Here is a 20,420-nt window from a genome sequence, read left to right on the forward strand (position 1 = left end):
CATCATTCATCTTTCGTCAAATGATGCCGGAGGGCCGCCCTCATGACCTCACCCCGACCGCTGCGCGCCGACGCGGCCCGCAACCGCACCCGGATCATGACCGCGGCGCATGAGCAGATCACCGAGCACGGGCCAGAGGTGTCGATGGAGCAGATCGCCGCTGCCGCGGGCGTCGCGGTCGGCACCCTGTACAAGCACTTCCCGAACAAGAACGACCTGGTCACGGCCGTGGTCGCCGCCTCGTTCGAAACACTCGCCGACGACGCCGAGGAGTGCCTGCAACGCCAGAGCCAGGGTTCACCCGCCATGGCGGAGCTCACCGGATTCCTCAGCCGCGTGATGGACACCGTCGCCCACAACCGCGCTGTCAAAGCAGCCGCGTACGTGCTCAGTGCCGACCACACCGCTCACCCCGCCATGCGGGACGTGGAAACCCGCGTCACCCAGGCCCTCGGTCAGCTCGTCCGCAGCGCACAGGCTCAGGGCGGCCTGCGCGCCGACTTCACCCTCGACGACCTGTACCTGATGCTCTCCACCCTCCCCGCCGACCAGCCGCCCACCGCCCGTGCCCGATGGCTCGCCCTCCTGCTCACCGGCCTCACTGCACGCTGACCGGCCGCGCGGCCGGTGTGCACAGCGCTGTGCACACACGACTCGGAAGCAGCGGGGTGCTGCCCTGCCCATGTATCCGCCGGTCCAGGTGGGCAGCATTCACCCGGCGCCGCAGCAGGTCAGGGGCCAGTTCGGGCATAGCGTGCACCATCGTCGTACGGGGCGACGCGCACGGTCAGCTCCTTCCTCCTCAGCCTGATGAGCTTTCGCCGCAGGAGCGTGGGTGGGTGTGTGCAGTGCCGATTGTGCAGCTGTCTCCTGAGCGCTTTCCCGGTGCGGATGGCACGCTGGAAGAGCTCCATGACCTTCACCGGCACCGACGCGCGACGGGGTTTCTGCTCACTGGGCTGCCAGTCGAGTGCCGCACCTGCGCCCTCTGCGCTGCGGATTTCGAGTCGATCGCCAGGTTCAGCGATCCCAGGCTTTTCGCCGTCTGCCCGCCGCCATGCAGTCAGGCCTGCTGCCGGCCGACCCGCGACCGCCCATCTCGCCGGCCCGCGGGCGTCATCATCTCGAACTCCTGCACCGCAACGGTCCAGTTCGCCAGGCTCACGACCGCCGGCGCAGCGAGTCGGCAGGTCGGGGGGTGGCCGTCCAGCTGGCGAGGAGTTTGAGTCGTTCTTCGTCCGGGGTGCCCGGCTGGGCGGTGTAGATGGTCAGAGAGTGCGCCTCGCGGGCGGAGATGGGCAAGTCCAGTGGCTGGTAGGTGAGTTCCAGGGGGCCTGCGTCGGGGTGGTGGAAGCGTTTGACGCCGCCGTGGTGGATGCGCACGTTGTGGGCGGCCCACCGGGTGCGGAATTCGGTGCTGATGGTGGACAGCTCGCCGACGAGTTCGCGCAGTGCCTTGTCGCCTGGGTAGCGGCCGGCTTCGGCGCGCAGCAGGGCGACGGTGGTGTTGGCGGCGCGGTCCCAGTCGTCGACGAAGTCGTGGGCGGCGTCGTCGAGGAAGTAGTACCGGGCGAAGTTGGGGAGGCTGCGCTCACTGGTGGTGCGGCTGTCGAACATCGGCGCGAACAGGGCGCGGGCGAGTGCGTTGGTGGCCACGATGTCCAGGCGGGCGTTGGTGACGAATGCTGCGGACAGCGTCATGGAGTCGAGGAGCCACTGGACGTGGGGCGGGACGTCGACGGCTTTGCGGCGGCGCCGCGTTGCCGGGCTGGGGTGGGCGGCTTTGGCGAGGTCGAACAGGTAGATGCGTTCGTCCTCGCTCAGCTGCAGGGTGCGGGCCACCGCGTCGAGGACCTCCTCGGACACGCCGCTGATGTGGCCTTTCTCCAGCCGCGTGTACCACTCGGTGCTCACCCCGGCGAGGACGGCGACCTCCTCGCGGCGCAGCCCCGGTACGCGGCGCCGGCCGCTGGTGGGCAGGCCGACCTGTTCGGGGGTGAGCTGGGCGCGCCGGCGGGCGAGGAAGTCACGGATGTCGGCGCGGTTGTCGGGGCGGGGTTCCATGCTTTCCACGCTACGGCCCGTAACCCCGGGCAGGGGGGTTGAGCTTGTACCCCCTATAAACGCAGCCTCCCGCGCGGGCGGCAGGAGCGGTTTCGTGGGATGCGCACCCCGATCTCGATCGCTGCGGAGATGATGCATGACCACGCGAGGAGGAGCCCTCCACGCCCCTGCCGATGTAAGCGCCGGTGACCGCGGGCGTCCGCCTGCCCGGCTTCCGCTCGTCGTGTACGTGCTGGCCCTGGGCACGTTCCTGATGGGCACGACCGAGTTCGTGGTGGCGGGACTGCTGCCGGAGATCGCGGGCGATGTGCAGGTCAGTGTGGCCCGGGCCGGGCTGCTGATCACGGTCTTCGCCATCGGGATGATCGTCGGCGCGCCGCTGATGGCGATGCTGACGCTGCGGCTGCCTCAGCGGCTGACGCTGATCCTTGCCCTGGGCGTCTTCGCGGCCGGACACGTCATCGTCGCGCTCGGCTCCAGCTTCACGCTGCTGCTGGCCGCACGGTTCCTGACGGCGCTGGCAACAGGGGCGTTCTGGGCGGTGGCCAACGTGGTGGCCACCCGCGCTGCCGGCCCCGCCGCGAGCTCCCGCGCCCTGGGCGTTGTGGGCGCCGGCGCGATGCTCGCCAACGTCGTCGGCGTGCCGCTGGGCGCCTTCGCCGGACAGCTCATGGGCTGGCGGGGACCGTTCTGGGCCCTGGCCGTTTTCGGAGCGGCCGCCATGGCACTCATCGCTCGCCAGGTTCCGCACGACACCGACGGCGGCCAGACGATCTCCGTGCGCTCCGAGCTGGCGGCTCTGCGTTCGGGGCGTCTGTGGCTGGCACTCGCGGCCTGCACGACCACCACCGGCGGCGTGCTGTCGACGTACACCTACATCTCACCGCTGCTGACCGACCGGGCGGGTCTGGCCGCCGGCCTCGTGCCGCTGGTGCTGGTCGGCTTCGGCGTCGGTGCCCTGGCGGGATTCCTCGTGGGAGGCCGCCTGGGGGACCGTCGTCCGCACGCGACGACGATCGTGGCCCCCGCGGTGACCACAGCCCTGCTGCTGGCCATCTGCCTGCTGTCCACCCACGCCGTGCCCACGGTCGCACTGATCGCCCTGCTGGGACTCTTCGGGCTGGGCGCCAACCCGGTCCTCATTTCCCTGGGCGTGCGCTTCGCAGGGAAGGCGCCCACCCTGGGGTCAGCGCTGACCGTGTCGGCGTTCAACCTCGGCACCGCCATCGGTTCCTGGATCGCCGGACTCGCCCTCGAATCCTCCTTGGGCACCACGGGCCCCGCCGTCATTGGCACCGTCATTGCCGCATTGACCCTGATCCCCACGATCGCCATCGCACTCATCCAGCGCCGTCGCTTGGCGACATGAGTCCCATCAACCCAGCAGGTCGCGGCACTGCCGTGCCTTCCGCAACACGAACCGGCGCCGTAGGCGCCAGCACAACAGAGCAAGGAGAACCACCATGCGTGGAGTAGTGATGTACACGGCCGGCGACGTCCGGGTGGAGGAGCGCGACGATCCGAAGATCGTCGAGCCGACCGACGCCATCGTGAAGCTGACCGCGACCTGTATCTGCGGCTCGGACCTGTGGCCGTACCGCGGCATCGAGCCCGCCGATCACCAGGTCATGGGGCACGAGTACGTCGGCGTCGTCGAGGAGGTCGGCTCAGAGGTCAAGAACGTCAAGGTCGGCGACTTCGTCGTCGGGTCGTTCGTCATCTCCGACAACACCTGCGAGATCTGCCAGGCCGGCTTCCAGTCCAAGTGCGTGCACGCCGAGTTCGTCGCGCAGACGATCGGCACCCAGGCCGAGAAGGCCCGCATCCCGCACGCCGACGGCACCCTCGTCGCCACTCCGGGACAGCCCGAACCCGAGCTGATCCCTTCCCTGCTGGCCGCCTCCGACGTGCTCGGCACCGGCTGGTACGCCGCCGTCGCCGCCGATGCCGGGCCCGGCAAGACCGTTGCGGTCGTCGGCGACGGCGCGGTCGGCCTGATGGCCGTCCTCGCAGCCAAGCAGCTGGGTGCGGAACGCATCATCGCGATGTCGCGTCACCCCGAGCGGCAGAAGCTGGCCCGCTACTACGGTGCCACCGACATCGTCGAAGAACGCGGCGAGGAGGGCGTCGCGAAGATCAAGGAACTCACGGGCGGCCTCGGAGCGCACTCGGTGGTCGAGGCGGTCGGCACCCAGGAGTCCTTCATGCAGGCCGTCGGAGCCACGCGCGGTGGTGGGCACCTGGGCTATGTGGGCGTCAACTACGACGTGAAGATCCCCGGCATCGAGCTGTTCTTCGCCGGTATCCACACCCTCGGCGGCCCGGCCCCCGTGCGCCGCTTCCTGCCGGACCTGATCCAGCTCATCTGGGACCGCAAGATCGACCCCGGGAAGGTCTTCGACCTCACCCTGCCGCTGGAGCAGGCCCCCGAGGGCTACAAGGCGATGGACGAGCGGCGCGCCACCAAGGTGATCCTCACCTTCTGACCCGCATTTCGCGTCCTTGTCCGCCCCTCCACACCATCGCAGCAGACAGCGCTGGCCGAGGAACTCGTCTCCTCAGCCGCTCTGTCACCCCCATTGCGCGCCGACGTGTTGCTCTGACCCCGGAGCCGTCAAGGACCGTCCAGGCCGGCCTGGCCGCCGCCCCCCCGTCCGGCTGCCGGGCCATCCAGGGCCGCCGCCGCTTCCCACTCCCCGGAGGGTGCGGCGGCGGCCCGCCCCACCACACGAAGAAGCACACGCCGGAGGCAGTCCATGCTCAACATCGCAGACGTACTGCACCGCTGGTGCCGCACAGCCCGCCCCTTCGCCCTGGCCACCGTCGTCGACGTCACCGGCAGCGCACCCCTGCCCATCGGCACGTCGGTCGCGGTCGACGAAGCAGGCAACGCGGTCGGCAGCATCTCCGGCGGCTGCGTCGAAGGCGCGGTGTATGAGCTGTGCCAACAGGTGCTCCATGACCGGGGCGCCCCACAACGCGCCTGGTTCGGCTACTCCGACGACGACGCCTTCGCCGTCGGCCTGACCTGCGGCGGCGAACTCGACGTCCTCGTCCAGCGGATCGACCCCACACAGCAGCCCCACCTGACCGCCGCCCTTGCCGAGGTCACCGAGGGCCGACCGGCCGCCGTGGCCGAGATCGTGGACGGTCCTGACCACCTCCTCGGCGCGACTCTCAGCATCCTCGGCGACGGCCTCGCCGCCCAGGGGACCATGGACAGCGGACCGGTATACCGCGCGGTAGCGGACCAGGCCCGTGCCCTGATGCGAATGGGGCGCACCGGACGCGCGGAGGCTGGCGGCGGAGGAGAGGCTTGTCTCGAACCGCTGTCCGTGCTGGTACACGTCCACGCCGCCCGCCCGCGCATGCTGATCTTCGGAGCCGTCGACTTCGCCGCCGCCCTCAGCGAGGCCGGGGCCTTCCTCGGCTACCGCATCACCGTGTGCGACGCCCGCCCCGTCTTCGCCACCACGGCCCGCTTCCCGCACGCGGACGAGGTCGTGACCGACTGGCCTCACCGCTACCTGGAACACACCGAGGTGGACGAACGCACCGCCATCTGCGTCCTCACCCACGACGCCAAGTTCGACATCCCTCTGCTGCGCCTGGCGCTCGGCACTTCTGCCGCCTACATCGGCGCGATGGGCTCGCGGCGCACCCACCACAAGCGCCTGCACCTGCTGAGGCAGGCCGGCCTGGCCGAGGACCAACTGGCCCGGCTGCGATCCCCCATCGGTCTCGACCTGGGCGCCCGCACTCCGCAGGAGACCGCCGTCTCCATCACAGCGGAGATCATCGCCCACACCAATCGGGGCACCGGGCTGCCTCTGTCGGTGACCAGCGGCCCGATCCACCGGCCGGCCGTGAGAGAACGAGCTGCCATGAAGTGAGCCGGGCATTGAGTGCTTGCCGAGGCGGCGCTCCACGCGACGGAAGTAGTGGGTCGCACCGGACAGCTACCTCACGGGTCACGTGTATGACAACACCGTCCTGAACGAGGTGACTTGTCGGCTGTCCGTGGCGCTCGACCGGCCAGCGACGGCCGCACGCCCCGGCGACTACTACTTCCTCCGCTTCGAAGCCGTCGGCATTGGGCACGAGTGGCACCGCGACTTCACCCGCAACGTCGGCCGCGTCGCACCCGGTACGCCAGTACGCGTGCCATCTCCGAATGGTTGTCGGCTTGGTCGCCAAGTGTCAGGGGTTCATGGCCCAGATGGTAGTCGTGGGCCTGCTCAGGAGGGGGGTTGAGTTTATGCCCCCTATAGACACGACCTTCTTCATGCGCGGCTGATCCGGTTTTCTGAAGCATCGCAACTCGATCACGTCCCGCATCCCGTAATGCACGACTTCCCGCTTGAGCTGCCGCAGCGCCCTGTGCGCGGCTGATCCGTCCGTGATGTGAAGGCGTACGTATGTCCACTGAACTCCCTCAGTCCTCCGTTCCTCCCCCCACCGGAGTCGACGAGCCCTCCTCGGCCCCCACCCGGCGTACCTTCATCGCCACCACCGCGGTCGGTGGTGCCGTCGTTGCGGGCGGTGTGATCGGAGGCACCTTGCTCGTCGATGACGAGGCGGCCGCCGCCGAGGCCCCGCCTGAGAGCTGTGTCTCCCTTACGGTCAACGGCACCCGGCGGACCGTGACCGTGGACAACCGCACCTCGGTGCTGGATCTGCTGCGCGAGCACTTCGGCCTGACAGGGTCCAAGAAGGGCTGCAACGCGGGTGCTTGCGGGGCCTGCACGGTTTTGGTCGACGGGCGTCGGGTGAACTCCTGTCTGACGCTCGCGGTGCGGCTGGAGGGCGCCGAGGTCACCACCATCGAGGGCCTGGCCGACGGCGACGAACTGCACCCGCTGCAGCAGGCGTTCATCGACGAGGACGCCTTCCAGTGCGGCTACTGCACGCCCGGCCAGATCATGTCCGGGGTGGGCTGCATCAAGGAGGGCCACACCGGCTCCCCGGAGGAGATCCGGGAGTGGATGAGCGGCAACATCTGCCGCTGCGGCTGCTACGTGAAGATCGTGCGCGCGGTCGAGCAGACCGCCGCCCGGAAGTAAGGAGCCGCTGACATGCATCCCTTCTCCTTCACGAAGGCAGCCAACACCCGTGAGGCTCTCAATGCCGGTCGCGCGGGCGGCCGTTACATTGCCGGCGGCACCACCCTCGTCGACCTGATGCGCGAGACCGTCGAGCGGCCCGAAACCCTGGTCGACATCAGCGACCTGCCACTGCGCGAGGTCAGCGTCACCGAGCGCGGAGGCTTGCGCATCGGCGCCCTGGTGAGCATGGCCGAGAGCGCCGCCCACCCCAAAGTGCGCTCCCTCTTCCCTGTCGTCTCCGAGGCCCTGGAGCTGAGCGCGTCGGCCCAGCTGCGGAACATGGCGACCATCGGCGGCAACATCATGCAGCGCACCCGCTGCACGTACTTCCGGGACGTGAGCGCCGACTGCAACAAGCGTGAGCCCGGCTCGGGCTGTGCAGCGTTGCACGGCTTCAACCGCATGCACGCGATCCTGGGCGCCTCCGACGTGTGTGTGGCCACGCACCCGTCCGACGTGGCGGTGGCCTTCGCGGCGCTGGAGGCGACCGTGCACCTGCTGGGCCCGGACGGGGAGCGCACGGTGCCTTTCGCCGACTTCCTGCTGCGGCCCGGCAACACCCCCAACCGTGAACAGGCCTTGCGCAAGGGCGAGTTGATCACGGCAGTGGAGATCCCCGCCCTGCCGCGCCCGTTGAAGTCCGGCTACCTGAAGGTGCGTGACCGGCAGTCGTACGAGTTCGCCCTCACTTCCGCCGCCGTGGCGCTGCACATCCGCAGCGGGGTGATCCGGGAGGCGAAGGTCGCCGCCGGGGGCGTGGGCACGGTGCCGTGGAAGCTGCCCGCCGTCGAGAAGCACCTGGTCGGTGAGCGCCCCTCGGAGTCGTTGTGGGCAGCCGCCGCCGAGCGAGCCGCCGACGGGGCACGTCCCCTTGACCACAACCGGTTCAAGGTCGTGCTGCTCAAGCGGACCGTCGAACGTCAGCTGCGCATCGTAGGAGGTACCAAGTGAGCCCTCAGCCCCAGGCAGCCGTGGGTGCGCCGCTGTCCCGGGTGGACGGGCGGCTGAAGGTCACCGGCAAGGCGCGGTACGCCGCCGAGTTCGACGTCGACGGGGTGGTGCACGCGGTCATCGTCGACGCGAGCATCGGACGCGGCCGTGTCACCGGCGTCGACACCCGCGATGCCGAAGCCCATCCGGGCGTGCTGCGCGTGATCCACCACGGCAACGCGCCGAAGCTGCCGTACCGCGACAACCCCGGGTCGAACAACCTGCCCGGCCGCCGTCTGCGGGTCTTCCAGGACGACAAGGTCCTCTTCCACGGCCAGCCGGTCGCCGTCGTGGTGGCCACCACGCTGGAGGCCGCGCAGCACGGCGCGAGCCTGGTGAAGGTCCGCTATGAAGCCAAGCAGCCCTCGACCGACCTGACCGAGGCCAAGGCGGGCGAGCCGACCGAGTACGCGCGCGGTGACGCCGAAGCCGGCCTGCGCGACTCGGCGGTGCGGATGGACCTGACCTACCGCATGGCACGCAACCACCACAACCCGATGGAGACCCACGCCACCATCGCCCGCTGGGACGGGAACAAGCTCACCGTATGGGACAAGACCCAGTGGGTGGTGGGCACCCAGACGGAACTCTCCACGGTGTTCGACGTGCCGCTGGACTCCGTGCGGGTCATCAACCCCTTCGTCGGCGGCGCCTTCGGCAGCGGACTGCGCTGCTGGCCGCACACGGTCGTCGCCGCGCTGGCCGCCCGCGAGATGAAACGTCCGGTCAAGGTGGTCCTGACCCGCAAACAGATGTACTTCGGCACCGGCTTCAGGCCCTCCTACGAGTACCGGCTGAGCCTGGGCAGCGACCGGCGGGGCCGCCTGAAGGCCACGACCCACGAGATAGACGCGGAGACCTCGTCGTACGAGACGTTCGAAGAGGCCATCATGCTCGCCGGCCAGATGTTCTACAGCACACCGAACGTCAGCCAGGCGTACCGCAAGGTGCCCCTGGATGTGAACAGCCCGATCTGGATGCGCGGTCCGGGCTTCGCGAACGCCTCCTTCGCCATCGAGTCGGCCATGGACGAACTCGCGCACCGCCTCCGCATCGACCCGATCGAACTGCGCCTGCGCAACGAACCGGCCGAGGACGAGTCGAACAACCTGCCCTGGTCCACCCGCCGGCTGCGCGAGTGCTACACCGTCGGCGCCCGGGAGTTCGGCTGGCACCGGCACAACCCGAAACCCCGCGCGAGGCGTGACGGCGACTGGCTGATCGGTCTGGGCATGGCCGCGGCCGTGTACGACCCCAACAACATGGAGGCGCACGCACGGGCCCGCCTGAACGCGGACGGCACCGCGGTGGTCGAGGCCGCCGCCAGCGACATGGGCCCGGGCACCTACACCTCCCAGACCCAGGTCGCCGCCGACGCCCTCGGGCTGACCATGCGCGCGGTGACCTTCCGGCTCGGCGACTCCCTGTATCCGCAGACCCCGCCGCACGGCGGCTCCATGACCATGATGTGCGTCGGCTCCGCCAACCTCGACGCCTGCAACAAGATCCGCCGACAGGCGATCGAACTGGCCGTCGAGGACGAGGCATCACCCCTGTACGGCGCCAAGGCCGAGGACATCGTCGTGCGCAGCGGGCGCCTGCACGTGCGGGGCAACCCGGCCCGCGGCGAGACCTACCAGCGGCTGCTGGCCCGCAACAAGCTCACCCACCTCGAAGCCGACGGCTCGTGGTCCGGGCCACAGGATCCCGAGCGGCACTCGTATTACTCCTACGGCGCGGTCTTCACCGAGGTCGGTGTGGACGCGGCGCTGGGCCTGGTGCGGGTGCGGCGGATGCTCGGCGTGTACGACTGCGGCCGCATCGTCAGCCCCAAGCTCGCCGACAGTCAGGCACTGGGCGGCATGGTCGGCGGCATCGGCCAGGCGCTCCTTGAGCACACGGTCACCGACCACCGTGACGGCCGGATCGTCAACGCCGACCTTGCCGGCTACCTGGTCCCGGTCAACGCCGACATCCCCGAGATCAAGGCGATCTACCTGGAGGGCGAGGACATGCAGGCCGACCCGCTCGGCGTCAAGGGAGTCGGAGAGATCGTCCAGGTCGGGGTAGCGTCCGCCATCGCCAACGCCGTCTTCAACGCCACCGGCCGACGAATCCGCGAACTGCCCATCACGGCCGAGGCGTTGCTCTGAACCGGAGCGCCCCGGGCCACTGAGGAGCGGCCCGGTCGCCCGGGGCGCTCCATGCTCGTCCGGCAGTCGGTCCCCCGTCCGGCTGTCGGACTTCCTCGGTGGGCTGCCGTCGCGTACCCGCCTCGTCGGGCGCGGCGGCGGCCCGCCTGTCGCTCCGATCCCCTCGACCCACACGGAGAAATCCACCCATGCTGAACATCGCGGAGACGCTCAACCGTTGGTGCCGCGAAGCTCGTCCCTTCGTCCTGGCCACCGTCGTCGACGTTCGGGGCAGCGCACCGCTGCCCACGGGTACGTCGGTCGCGGTGGACGCGGAGGGCAACGCGGTCGGCAGCATCTCCGGCGGCTGCATCGAGGGCGCCGTGTACGAACTGTGCCGACAGGTGCTGCGCGGCGGGGGCACCCCGCAGCGGTCCTGGTTCGGGTACTCCGACGATGACGCCTTCGCTGTCGGGCTGACCTGCGGCGGCGAGCTCGACGTGTTCGTCCAGCCCGTCGACTGGTCCGACGGACCCCACCTCGCGGCAGCTCTGGGCGAGGTTGTGGACGGCCGACCCGCAGCCGTGGCCCAGGTTGTCGACGGCCCGGACGACGTCCTCGGCTCCACCTTGAGCATCCTCGCCGACGGCAGTATGACCCACGGCACGCTGGGCGACAGATCGGCGGACCGGCTGGTGGCGGAGGAGGGCCGGGCCCTGCTGCGGGCGGGCCGCAGCGCCCGCGTCATGGTCGGTGGCAGCGGGGGGGCGGATGCCCCGAACCGCCGACCGTCCACGCGTCGCACCCGCGCATGCTGGTCTTCGGCGCGGTCGACTTCGCCATCGCGCTCAGCCAGCGCGGTCGGCGCGCGGCCGAGAACGCCTGAACTATCACCCGTCAAGAACCGCACCCAGAGTGCCGATCAAAACGGACGCTCGGGCACGCGGGTGAGATGACGGCCGACCACCGGCGCCCCCACCGCGTCCACCGGGCCGGGCCCTGGACATGGCAAGGAACCGTCCCGGCCGCCTCGGTGGCCGACCCGAAACCGCAAAGGAGCAACTCCATGCGCGCTGCAGTACTGCACGCCCCCGGCGACGTACGTATGGAAGAGATCACCGCCCCGACCGATGCCATCATCCGGCTCTCAGCTTCCTCCGTCTGCGGCTCGAACCTGTGGCCCTACCGCGGCGGCGAGGCCATCGACGGCCCCACCCCATGGGACCCAGTACGTCGGTGTCGTCGAGGGGGTCGGCCATGAATCCGCACGGCGTCAGCCGCCGCAAACTGCTGGGACTGATCACCGCCGGCTCCGCTGCCGCAGCGGGGCTCCTGGCCGTGAACTGGCAGAACGCGTCCGGCCCCGGCTGGCCGGGCATCTCCCCGGTCAACGCCGGGGGCACACCACCAAGGCGGGGCGACAAGACTTTGGTCGTCTTCTACTCCAAGACCGGCAGGAACTTCCCCGACCTCAACCTCGAAGTCGGCAACACCGCCCAGGTCGCCGGATTCATCCACGACCGGGTCGGCGGGGACAGATACGAGGTTGTCCCGTCTGAGCCGTACCCGGCCGACTACGACGAGACCGACAGGATGGCGCAACGGGAGGCGAGTGAGCGCCTCTACCGTCCCATCAAGCCCGGCACACCCGACACCGACCAATACGGCACAGTCTTCCTCGGCTTCCCGGTCTGGTGGGGCGAACAGCCGATGGCGATGCAGACCTTCATGCGGGATCACGATCTGAACGGAGCCAGGATCGTGCCCTTCGTCACTCACGAAGGCTCGCAGTTCGGCAACTCACTTGAAATCCTCGAGCGCTACTACCCCCAGGCAGACGTCCTGGACGGCTACGCCCGGCAGGGCCAGCAGGTCTACCGCGATCCTGACGGCACCCGGACCCAGGTCAACTCCTGGCTGGAAGGACTGGGGTTCTGATGGCCAGGACGCTACTGCTGTGGGGCCTTGCCGCGGTGTTCCCGCTGCCCCTCGTGCTCACGCTGAACGCCCAGCTCACGGACGTGACGAGCATGCGGCTCTACATATCCCTGGGGCTGGTCGCGTACTGCTGGTGGCTGCTGGCGATCCTGCTCAGTGTGCGCCCGTCCTGGCTGGACCGGGCCGTAGGGCTGCGGCACATCTACGCGCTGCACAGTGTGCTCGGCATCCTCGCCCTCATCCCGGCATATCTGCACCGCGAAAATACTTTCGCCCCGAGCACCTGGGCCAGGGACCTCGGTGACTGGGCGCTCTGGGCGGCGTTCGCGGTGCTGTGCTATTCGCTCCTGTTCATGAGCGGATGGCTGACCGACAGGTCGCCTCTCCTGCTGAAGGTGAAGAGCCTGCTCGAACTTGTCTTCCGGCACCAGATCTCGGTCTGGATACATCGGCTCAACCTGGCCGCCGTCCTCCTGATCTGGCTGCACGTCCACCTGATCGACCGGGTGGCCCAGCACTTCGCGTTCATGGTCCTCTTCGACCTTTACACGGTGGTGGTGCTCGGTATCTACGTCTGGAAGAAGTGGATCGCACCAGACAGCTACCTCACGGGAAGAGTGCAGGACAACGTCGCACTGAACCGGGCGACCCGCAGGCTGGCGGTCACACTTGACCGTACGTCGACGACGTCACGGCCCGGCGACTTCTACTTCCTCCGTTTCGAGGACCCCGGCATCGGCCGGGAATGGCATCCCTTCTCCGCGACCGACGACCGTCACGACACCCTGACGTTCACGATCCGGCAGACCGGCGACTACACCCGCAAGGCCGGCGGCGTCGCGCCCGGAACACCAGTACGCCTGGAAGGGCCGTTCGGACAGTTCGACCAGACTGTCCGGCAACACCCTGCCGGTGCACCGCTCGTGCTCGTGGGCATGGGCGCTGGTGTCGCACCGCTGCTAGGTCTGATCTCAGCCCATCGCGGGGATCGGCGCATCCACCTGCTCTGGTCGGTCCGCCGTCCCGAGGACGCCTACTACGGCACCCTTCTGAAAGAGTACGAAAACCTCAGCGGCGGTCGCCTCACCATAACTGTCCGGACCGGGCGGTTCACCCGAGACGATCTGGCGCATGCCCTGTCCGAGGAGGAGGTCGCGACTGGGGCGTTCTTCGTCGTCGGGCCCAACCCGGCCGTGCTGGCCACCCAACGCACGCTGCGCCGCATCGGGGTATCAAGAGGCCGCACCCACCACGAGCGACTCACGATGTAGTTCCGGCTCATGCCAACTCAGCCGCCCCCATGGATAGTTCGCTGTTGACGCCGATGATCCGGTCCCCGTTCTCGTCGCTGGTCTCCAGCACGTCGGCGGCGAGGCCGATGCCCCGCGACGTTGGCAAGCACTGCCGGAGGGCCGACCGCCAGCGCGATCTGCCGGGCCACGTCGCCCAGAGAGCGGGCGTTCCTCAGATCGGCGCGGAAGACGGTGGCCTCGGCTCCGGTGTCGGACGGCCGTGTGGCGGTGTCGGCCAGGCCGGGTTCGTCGACGTCGATGAGGACCAGAGGCCGCTGTTGGCGTCGGCGGCACCGCGGTGCGGCCGCTCTGGTCGGGATGCGGCTCGCGTTCAGCCCGTCGTGGCGGAGTTTTGCCAGGGCAGGGGGCCGCAGACACCTACGAGTCGTCAGGCCGAGGATCCGCTGTCGATGACCAGGTCGGCGCCTACTACCGCGCCCGCTGCAGGCGAGGCGAGGTAGAGCACCGAGGCCGCCACTTCTTCGGCCTCCGCGACCCGGCCGAGCGGGTTGCCTGTCTTAACCCGCTCGGCACGGTCGGCCTCGGTCTCGCCGGGCAGCAGCGACATGGGAGCGGCGGAGGCGCCGGGGCTGACCGCGTTGATGCGGATGCCCTGGTGGATGTGGTCGAGAGCGGCGGCGCGGGTCAGCGCGGAGACCGCTGCCTTGGAGGTGATGTACGCGGCGCCGTTCGGGATCCGCAGGTGGGCGCCCAGGATCGAGGAGATGTTGACGATGGCGCCGCCGCCGTTCTCCTTCATGTGGGCGATCTCGTGCTTCATGGCCAGCCAGACGCCGGTGACATTGGTCCGCAGCACCGCCTCCCAGTCCTCCTCGCTCACCTCGCCGACGGGTACGGTTCCGCGGAGTATCCCGGCGTTGTTGACCGCGATGTCCAGTCCACCGAAGCGGGTGACGCTCTCGCGTACGAGGTTCTGGAGCTGGCCGGAGTCGGTGACATCGGCGGTGACGGCGGCGGCCGTGCCGTGCGCGGCCTCGATGAGGCCCACCGTCTCGTCCAGGGACGCCGCGGTGCGTCCTGCCGCGACCACGGATGCGCCCTCGGCGGCGAAGGCGAGCGCGATCGCGCGGCCGAGGCCGGAGCCTGCGCCGGTGACGAGGACGGTCTTGCCGGTGAAGCGGTTCATTTCGTCGACTCCCTTTGGATGGACTACTTGGTGCGGTGTCTCATTGGTGCGGTGTTTCAGGAGAGGGGCCGTGACGGAGAGGGCTGCCAGGGGGCGAGGCGTCGCTGGGGAGCGTGGGCAGGACGGCGAAGAGGACGGTGGGGAAATTTGGTGGCGGTGTCAGCACGCCACCCGCGAGCCCGGCCTGCTTTGAGTGCACGCCCTCGGTCTGTGCCGTTGGTTCTGGTGCTCAGTGGGCTGGGTGGATTCCCGGCCGCTGGTTTTCAGGGAAGCTGGGGGTAGAGCGTCGAGACGCCCCCCGACAGTGCGGCCTGTGCCTGGTGGGCGGCGTCGTCCGCGAGGATCTCGTAGGCGCCGGCGGCGATGCCGTCGATGGCGATGCGGGCGATGTCGGCGGGGTCGGACTTGGGCGCGTCGGCGGCCCGGGCCATGTCGGTGTCCATGTAGCCGACGTGCAGGCCGGCCACGCGGATGCCCTGGTCGGCGAGTTGGAGGCGCAGGGTGTTGGTGAGTGACCATTGCGCGGACTTGGCGGCGCAGTAGGCGCCGGCCTCCGGGAAGCTGAACCAGGACAGGCCGGAGAGGATGTTCAGGATCGCGCCGCCGCCGCCCGCTGCGATCTGGGGTGCGAAGGCCCGGACCACCGAGAGGGTGCCGAAGTAGTGGGTGTCCATCTCCAGGTGGATGTCGTTCAGGTCGGCGGCCAGTAGATCGGCCCCGGTGGAGGACCCTGCGTTGTTGATCAGGACGGTCACGTCGCCGGTGGCCTTGGCTGCGGCCGCGACGGAGGCGGGGTCGGTGATGTCGAGCGCGATCGGCTTGGCGCCGGGCAGGTCGACCTGGTCGGGGTTGCGGGCGCCGGCGTAGACCGTGGCGCCGCGGCTGAGCAACTCGGTGGCGAGGGCCCGGCCCAGGCCCCTGTTGGCTCCGGTGACGAGGGCGGTGCTGGTGGAGAGGTCCATGAAAAGCTCCTCGCGATGTGGGAAGGGCGCTGTGGAGGCGCATCGGCTGCGCCTGCTGAAGGGCTCCCTCGAGCAATTAAAGTACGATCATAATTCTATAAACTCGGTGACCACAAGACTTAAGGAGGCGGCCCGCGCCCTCGTCGTGTGGGGCTTCGAGGTGATCGGAACCGCTCGTAACACCGCGCGAGTCACCGCGCTCCCGTGTCGCGCAACGCCGGCTGCCGCTTGCGTTCAGAGCACCAGTGCGGAGGCGAGCGCGGGGCCGATCGCGCCGCCGAGGAGGTAGAGCAGGGTGAACAGCCCGATCGCTGTCGGCTTGTCCTGTTCGGGCACGGCGGCTGTGGCCGCGATGACCTGGGTGGCGTTGGCCGAGGTCGCGGCGAACAGCGCCAGGAAGATCCCGGACAGCAGGAGAACCGGCACGCTCGCGAAGATTGAGGCGAGTACGGCAACGGTCCCGGCTGCGACGAGGACGATCCGTACGTTCGTGCGGGAGAACCGGGCGGCGATGGAGGTGAATCCGAGGGTGGCGAGCGAGGCCAGCACCATCGCGACGAGCTGCCCGGTGGCGGCGGCGTCTTTGGTCCAGTGGGCGCGGGTGATGAGCAGTTGCGGGATGACGAACAGCAGGGTGAAGTACCCCGCGGAGAGAGCGAGTGTCAGGCAGGTGGCGGTCTGGAACCGCGTGGACCGGATGGTCGTCATCGGCACATAGCCGTCGGGGCGGCGGCGCGTATGGATGATGAGCAGGGTGATCGAGATGGCCGTCGCTGCCAGGGCCAGGCAGCGGGTTCGAGGCGACCATCACGACGCTTCCGGAGAGCACCCACTGTGCGGACTTGGCGGCGCAGTAGGCGCCGGCCTCCGGGAAGCTGACCCATGACAGGCCGGAGAGGATGTTCAGGATCACGCCACCGCCGCCCGCCACGATCTGGGGTGCGAAGGCCCGGACCACCGAGAGGGATCCCGCGACCGCTTCCACCCGGGCCGGTCGATGGGCGGGCCCTGTATCCGTTTCCGATGGGCCGCTTCCGCCGTGGGGGCTCATCCGACAGGCCGGTGGTGGTACCGGCCTGTCGGGGGCGCTTTCGGTCAGGCGAGGTTCTTGGTGAAGAACTCGTCGAACCTGTCGAAGGGGATGAGGTCTTTGCGGTCGTACAGGTCGACGTGGTCCGCGCCTGGGACGATTACGAGGTCGATGCTGTCGGGTGCCTTGGCCTGGAGGTCCTCGGAGTAGTAACGCGAGTGCGCGTCGGCGCCTGCCACCAGGAGGGCCTTGCGGGGTGCCAGCATGTCGATGTTCGTCGCCAGCTGGAAAGCGAAGAATGACATCGGCGTGGTGCCGGTGAATGCGGTGGTGGAGTTGATCGAGCGCGGGTGGTAGCCGCGCTCGGTGCGGTAGTAGTCGAAGAAGATCGCCGTGATCGGGTCGGCGTCTGCCGGGAGGGTCTCGGGAAGGACGCGGTTTGTGGGGGCGACGTTGCCGTTGTCGTCGAAGGGGACCTCGTGTGAGAGTCGCGCGTAGGTGCCGTTCTTGGCGTCGATCCAGCGCTGCCGGCTGAGGTGGTCCACGACCTTCTGGCGCTGCTCACGTGTGTAGTAGTCCTTGTGGCCGCGGGACATGCTGCGCGACATGTCGTACATCGAAGCCGTGGCGACCGCCTTGATACGGCTGTCTGCAGCCGCCGCGGTGAGCGCCATAGCGCTCAAGCCGCAGACGGCCTGCGCGCCGATCCGCTTGCGGTCAACGATCTTCTGCAGGCCGAGGAAGTCGACGGCGGCGCTGTAGTCCTCGGTGTAGATGTCTGGCGAGGCCACGTCGCGCACCGTGCCGCCGCTCTCCCCGGAGAAGGAGGGGTCGAAGGCAAGGGCGACGTAGCCGCGACGGGCGAACTCGTTGGCGTAGAGCCCCGAGGACTGTTCCTTGACCGCGCCGATCGGGCCGCTGACCACCAGGGCGGGCAGCTTGCCCCTGGCGTTCTTCGGCACGTAGAGGTCCGCAGCGACCTCGATGCCGTAGCGGTTCTTGAACCGCACGGAGGACCGCTCGACGTTCTTGTCCAGCGCGAAGGTGTAGCCGCCCTTGTCTCTGGCCTTGCCCTGTCCTGTAGCGCCCGCGGCGCGGCTCGTCTCCGCACCGAAGGAGGGCACAGCCGCGACGGAGGCGGCGGCGGTGGCGGCGCCGGTAGAGGCGATCAGTCCGAGCGCTTTACGACGTTCCATGGAGGCGACCTCATACTCGATCGGTGGAGGAAGGGCGCGACGGTCGGGATCTCGTGACCGAGGCGCGATTTCAGGAAACCGCTTCTGCGCCAGGCGTGGCAGGTCGCATTTATAGGGGGTACAAGCTCGACCCCCCACCCCCGCGGGGTGTGTGTCGTAGCGAGGAAGGCGCAGCGCACCGACGCCTCGGCCAGGCCGCCGCCATGTCCGAGGGCGGCCCAATTGGTGCAGGCGCCTCGGGCGGACGGCGTCCTTACTGGAGGAGTGCCGAACCGGGCGCGGACGAGCGCTGAGCGACAACGAACCGCGACCGCTTCCACGAGGCCCAGTGGCGACGATGCCTCGCCGCAAAAATCTTGCCACGGCCTGGCCCGCGCCATCTGCCACGGTGGCCGGGACGATATCCGCCGGCGTACCGCGAGGTCTGGGAGGACCAGTTTGCCGCCCTCGGCCTGGTCCTCGACACCGGCCTTATGGAACAACTCCCGCTACCTGGGCGCCGAGCTCCACTCGGAGGCCCAAACCACATCAGGGCCGGGGACGTCGTCCTCCCTGCTCAACGACCGGCACATCAGTTTCCGGCCAGCTGCCTGCTCAACATCAAAGAGAGGGAATGCGCCCGCTGCTGTCCAGCGCGGTTGGTGGGTGTGCTGGGGGACTCTACGGGGGCGCCGCGGTCTCCAGACTGAGCCCGGCGGGTACCGGGGCGAAGAGCTCTTGCGGTGCGCTGACGAATTCCGCGTAGGTTCCGTGGAGCCGGGTCATCTGCTTGACCACGCCCATCACCCGGTCGCCCACCCGGAACCGGGAAACCTCTGAGCCGACGGCGTCGATGGTTCCCGCGACATCCCATCCGAGCACGGCGGGGAAGGTGAGATCGAGTCCGGGGTTGCCTCGTCGGGTCCAGATGTCGACCGGGTTGACCGCGGCGAAGGCCGTCTTCACCCGGATGTCGTGCGGCCCGGTCTGCGGGAGCTCCACATCGGCGTAGGTGAGTTCGTCCGCCGGTCCGGTGCGGACGATGACTGCTGCTTTCATGCTGAGTTCCTTTCGGGGATCACCGTGAGTTCAGGGCGCTGATTTCGGGCTGTGCAGCGAGCAGAACACCAGTGCGGAGGCCGACGCGGGGCCGATCGCTGCGCCGAGGGGGCAGAGGGGGGTGAACACTGCTCGGGCACAGAGGCTGTGGCCCCGATGACCTGGGTGGCGTTGGAGGAGGTCTCGGCGAGTACCGCAAGGGTCCGGGCTGCTACGCGGACGATCCGCCGGAGACCGGGCGGTCATGGACGTAGATCCGAGGGTCGCGAGCGAGGCCAGGACTGATACCGAGTTGGCGGAGCCGTGGTGGGCGGTGCCGAGGGACGCCGTCTCGCATCGGCCGATGCTGGGCTTGCCCATCTGCAGAGCGATCTCCCGCACGCGGTTCCCGGTCTGCTGTCGGCGTCGACCGCTCCACCGTCATCCGCGCCGCGGGAAAGTTCGACCGGGTGACCGACAGCGGCGGCCGCCGCCGTGCGGCATTCTGCTGCGCGGCGGCGGCCTCATGTGTAGTGGTCGGGTCAGGACTTGGTGACGACCACTTCGTAGGTGGGTGAGGCGGGCGGGTCCTGCGGCGTGGGGCGGGTGTCGAAGTGGGCGTTCACCGCGGCGAGCAGGTGGCCGAAGCGCGCCGCCGTCGCCGGGACGCCGTAGGCCGGGCTGGTGATCTCCTTCCCGAGGGTGCCGCTGCGCAGGTCGCCACTGAGCTTGAAGCGGGAGATCTTGTTGTCGAAGCCCTGCACCACCCACAGGTCTCGGCCGTGGAGCACGAGACCGTCGGCGTTGGGTGCCTTGACGCCCTTGATCACCGTGGAGGCACCGGTGTGCGGGTTGATGGTGTAGATCCGCTGGTTCGCGAAGTGACCGACGATCAGCGTCTTGCCATCGGGCGTGGCCTCGATCCCGTTGAGGTTGTACTCGCCGCTCAGCTCGGCGGCCGGGCCGGTGACGTCGAGGGCGCGGACCTGTCCCAGGGTGCCCTGCTTGCCGACGGGCACGAAGTGGAGTTTTGCCTGGGCGGAGTCGGTGAACCAGGCGCCGCCCGCGGTGAGGACCACGTCGTTGATGAGGCTGGTGGTGCCGGGGGCGGCGAGTTGGAGGGTGGCGACCTCCGCACCGGTGGAGGTGCTGTACACGTACGCCTGGCCGCTCTTGTCACCGGCGACGAAGAGCAGACCGTGGCGCATGTCGGCCTTCATCCCCACTGCCGCCCGGCCAGCCGGGGCGTCGATGAAGCGTTCTGCGGTGCCGGTGCGGATGTCGCCGCGGTAGATGTCTCCGGCGTACAGGTCGCCCGCGTAGAAGGTCGTGCCCTTGCCTGCCGCGATGCCCTCGGCGGAGGTGGCGCCGGGCAGCGTGATGACCTTGTTCTGTACGGCCACGTGGTGGGCGGTGGGGGTGGCGGCGACAGCGGTGGTCGCCGTGTGGGAACCGGCGACGAGCAGTCCCGCCGCGAGAAACGTGACGGGTACGCCCTTCAGGACACGGGTGGACGAACGCTTCCAGAGGACTGTGCGCATGGCGTC

The 20,420-nt window shown here is 69.1% G+C and carries 16 protein-coding genes and 1 pseudogene; 10 read left to right on the forward strand and 7 right to left on the reverse strand.

Annotation, left to right across the window (positions count from 1 at the left end):
- Positions 1–42 precede the first annotated feature (42 nt).
- Positions 43–612, forward strand: a complete 570-nt coding sequence (locus tag RNB18_RS16890) for a TetR/AcrR family transcriptional regulator (RefSeq protein WP_311714890.1) — start codon at positions 43–45, stop codon at positions 610–612.
- A gap of 549 nt (positions 613–1,161) precedes the next feature.
- Here the strand turns inward: RNB18_RS16890 and RNB18_RS16895 are convergent.
- Entirely contained in the window at positions 1,162–2,064 is a 903-nt protein-coding gene (locus RNB18_RS16895; protein WP_311714891.1) for a helix-turn-helix domain-containing protein, read from the reverse strand.
- A 136-nt stretch (positions 2,065–2,200) separates the two neighbouring features.
- Here RNB18_RS16895 and RNB18_RS16900 point away from each other — a divergent pair, with 136 nt between their 5' ends.
- The 9 genes and pseudogenes from RNB18_RS16900 to RNB18_RS16945 all read left to right on the forward strand — a co-directional run bounded on the left by RNB18_RS16900 (position 2,201) and on the right by RNB18_RS16945 (position 13,500).
- The gene (locus tag RNB18_RS16900; protein ID WP_311714892.1) at positions 2,201–3,433 is read left to right on the forward strand and encodes an MFS transporter; all 1,233 of its coding nucleotides are present in this window, start codon (positions 2,201–2,203) and stop codon (positions 3,431–3,433) included.
- A gap of 94 nt (positions 3,434–3,527) precedes the next feature.
- Positions 3,528–4,550, forward strand: a complete 1,023-nt coding sequence (locus tag RNB18_RS16905) for a zinc-dependent alcohol dehydrogenase family protein (RefSeq protein WP_311714893.1) — start codon at positions 3,528–3,530, stop codon at positions 4,548–4,550.
- 270 nt (positions 4,551–4,820) lie between these two features.
- Positions 4,821–5,957, forward strand: a complete 1,137-nt coding sequence (locus RNB18_RS16910; RefSeq protein ID WP_311714894.1) for an XdhC family protein — start codon at positions 4,821–4,823, stop codon at positions 5,955–5,957.
- Positions 5,958–6,482: 525 nt separating this feature from the next.
- Positions 6,483–7,127, forward strand: a complete 645-nt coding sequence (locus RNB18_RS16915; RefSeq protein WP_311714895.1) for a (2Fe-2S)-binding protein — start codon at positions 6,483–6,485, stop codon at positions 7,125–7,127.
- 12 nt (positions 7,128–7,139) lie between these two features.
- Entirely contained in the window at positions 7,140–8,120 is a 981-nt protein-coding gene (locus RNB18_RS16920) for an FAD binding domain-containing protein (protein WP_311714896.1), read from the forward strand.
- The gene (locus tag RNB18_RS16925) at positions 8,117–10,312 is read left to right on the forward strand and encodes a xanthine dehydrogenase family protein molybdopterin-binding subunit (RefSeq protein WP_311714897.1); all 2,196 of its coding nucleotides are present in this window, start codon (positions 8,117–8,119) and stop codon (positions 10,310–10,312) included. The genes RNB18_RS16920 and RNB18_RS16925 overlap by 4 nt, the downstream gene beginning before the upstream one ends.
- Positions 10,313–10,500: 188 nt before the next feature.
- Positions 10,501–11,156 (forward strand): annotated as a pseudogene (locus RNB18_RS16930) (XdhC family protein); the annotation flags it as partial.
- Positions 11,157–11,548: 392 nt separating this feature from the next.
- The gene (locus tag RNB18_RS16940; RefSeq protein ID WP_311714899.1) at positions 11,549–12,229 is read left to right on the forward strand and encodes a flavodoxin; all 681 of its coding nucleotides are present in this window, start codon (positions 11,549–11,551) and stop codon (positions 12,227–12,229) included.
- Positions 12,229–13,500 (forward strand): ferric reductase, encoded by a 1,272-nt coding sequence (locus RNB18_RS16945; RefSeq protein WP_311714900.1) that lies wholly within the window; start codon positions 12,229–12,231, stop codon positions 13,498–13,500. Before RNB18_RS16940 ends, RNB18_RS16945 begins: the two co-directional genes overlap by 1 nt.
- A gap of 409 nt (positions 13,501–13,909) precedes the next feature.
- Here RNB18_RS16945 and RNB18_RS16950 read toward each other — a convergent pair whose 3' ends face one another.
- The 6 genes from RNB18_RS16950 to RNB18_RS16975 all read right to left on the reverse strand — a co-directional run bounded on the left by RNB18_RS16950 (position 13,910) and on the right by RNB18_RS16975 (position 20,414).
- On the reverse strand, positions 13,910–14,668 hold the full coding sequence (locus tag RNB18_RS16950) for an SDR family NAD(P)-dependent oxidoreductase (protein ID WP_311714901.1): 759 nt from the start codon (positions 14,666–14,668) through the stop codon (positions 13,910–13,912).
- A 263-nt stretch (positions 14,669–14,931) separates the two neighbouring features.
- Positions 14,932–15,630, reverse strand: coding sequence for an SDR family oxidoreductase (locus RNB18_RS16955; RefSeq protein ID WP_311714902.1), 699 nt, complete (start codon positions 15,628–15,630; stop codon positions 14,932–14,934).
- A gap of 234 nt (positions 15,631–15,864) precedes the next feature.
- A complete protein-coding gene (locus tag RNB18_RS16960) occupies positions 15,865–16,338 on the reverse strand; it encodes an MFS transporter (RefSeq protein ID WP_311714903.1) in 474 nt (157 codons plus the stop codon).
- A 387-nt stretch (positions 16,339–16,725) separates the two neighbouring features.
- Positions 16,726–17,856, reverse strand: coding sequence for an alpha/beta hydrolase (locus RNB18_RS16965; RefSeq protein WP_311714904.1), 1,131 nt, complete (start codon positions 17,854–17,856; stop codon positions 16,726–16,728).
- A gap of 660 nt (positions 17,857–18,516) precedes the next feature.
- Positions 18,517–18,894, reverse strand: coding sequence for a quinone oxidoreductase family protein (locus tag RNB18_RS16970; RefSeq protein ID WP_311714905.1), 378 nt, complete (start codon positions 18,892–18,894; stop codon positions 18,517–18,519).
- A 521-nt stretch (positions 18,895–19,415) separates the two neighbouring features.
- Entirely contained in the window at positions 19,416–20,414 is a 999-nt protein-coding gene (locus RNB18_RS16975; protein ID WP_311714906.1) for an SMP-30/gluconolactonase/LRE family protein, read from the reverse strand.
- Positions 20,415–20,420: the final 6 nt, after the last annotated feature.

The organism is Streptomyces doebereineriae (assembly GCF_031845645.1).
Lineage (GTDB): Bacteria > Actinomycetota > Actinomycetes > Streptomycetales > Streptomycetaceae > Streptomyces > Streptomyces canus.

What these genes read in the sequence shown, in the direction of transcription:
- RNB18_RS16890 (WP_311714890.1), top strand. Translation starts at nt 43, where the DNA reads ATGACCTCACCCCGACCGCTGCGCGCCGACGCGGCCCGCAACCGCACC.
- RNB18_RS16895 (WP_311714891.1), bottom strand. Translation starts at nt 2,064, where the DNA reads ATGGAACCCCGCCCCGACAACCGCGCCGACATCCGTGACTTCCTCGCC.
- RNB18_RS16900 (WP_311714892.1), top strand. Translation starts at nt 2,201, where the DNA reads ATGACCACGCGAGGAGGAGCCCTCCACGCCCCTGCCGATGTAAGCGCC.
- RNB18_RS16905 (WP_311714893.1), top strand. Translation starts at nt 3,528, where the DNA reads ATGCGTGGAGTAGTGATGTACACGGCCGGCGACGTCCGGGTGGAGGAG.
- RNB18_RS16910 (WP_311714894.1), top strand. Translation starts at nt 4,821, where the DNA reads ATGCTCAACATCGCAGACGTACTGCACCGCTGGTGCCGCACAGCCCGC.
- RNB18_RS16915 (WP_311714895.1), top strand. Translation starts at nt 6,483, where the DNA reads ATGTCCACTGAACTCCCTCAGTCCTCCGTTCCTCCCCCCACCGGAGTC.
- RNB18_RS16920 (WP_311714896.1), top strand. Translation starts at nt 7,140, where the DNA reads ATGCATCCCTTCTCCTTCACGAAGGCAGCCAACACCCGTGAGGCTCTC.
- RNB18_RS16940 (WP_311714899.1), top strand. Translation starts at nt 11,549, where the DNA reads ATGAATCCGCACGGCGTCAGCCGCCGCAAACTGCTGGGACTGATCACC.
- RNB18_RS16945 (WP_311714900.1), top strand. Translation starts at nt 12,229, where the DNA reads ATGGCCAGGACGCTACTGCTGTGGGGCCTTGCCGCGGTGTTCCCGCTG.
- RNB18_RS16950 (WP_311714901.1), bottom strand. Translation starts at nt 14,668, where the DNA reads ATGAACCGCTTCACCGGCAAGACCGTCCTCGTCACCGGCGCAGGCTCC.
- RNB18_RS16955 (WP_311714902.1), bottom strand. Translation starts at nt 15,630, where the DNA reads ATGGACCTCTCCACCAGCACCGCCCTCGTCACCGGAGCCAACAGGGGC.
- RNB18_RS16960 (WP_311714903.1), bottom strand. Translation starts at nt 16,338, where the DNA reads ATGACGACCATCCGGTCCACGCGGTTCCAGACCGCCACCTGCCTGACA.
- RNB18_RS16965 (WP_311714904.1), bottom strand. Translation starts at nt 17,856, where the DNA reads ATGGAACGTCGTAAAGCGCTCGGACTGATCGCCTCTACCGGCGCCGCC.
- RNB18_RS16970 (WP_311714905.1), bottom strand. Translation starts at nt 18,894, where the DNA reads ATGAAAGCAGCAGTCATCGTCCGCACCGGACCGGCGGACGAACTCACC.
- RNB18_RS16975 (WP_311714906.1), bottom strand. Translation starts at nt 20,414, where the DNA reads ATGCGCACAGTCCTCTGGAAGCGTTCGTCCACCCGTGTCCTGAAGGGC.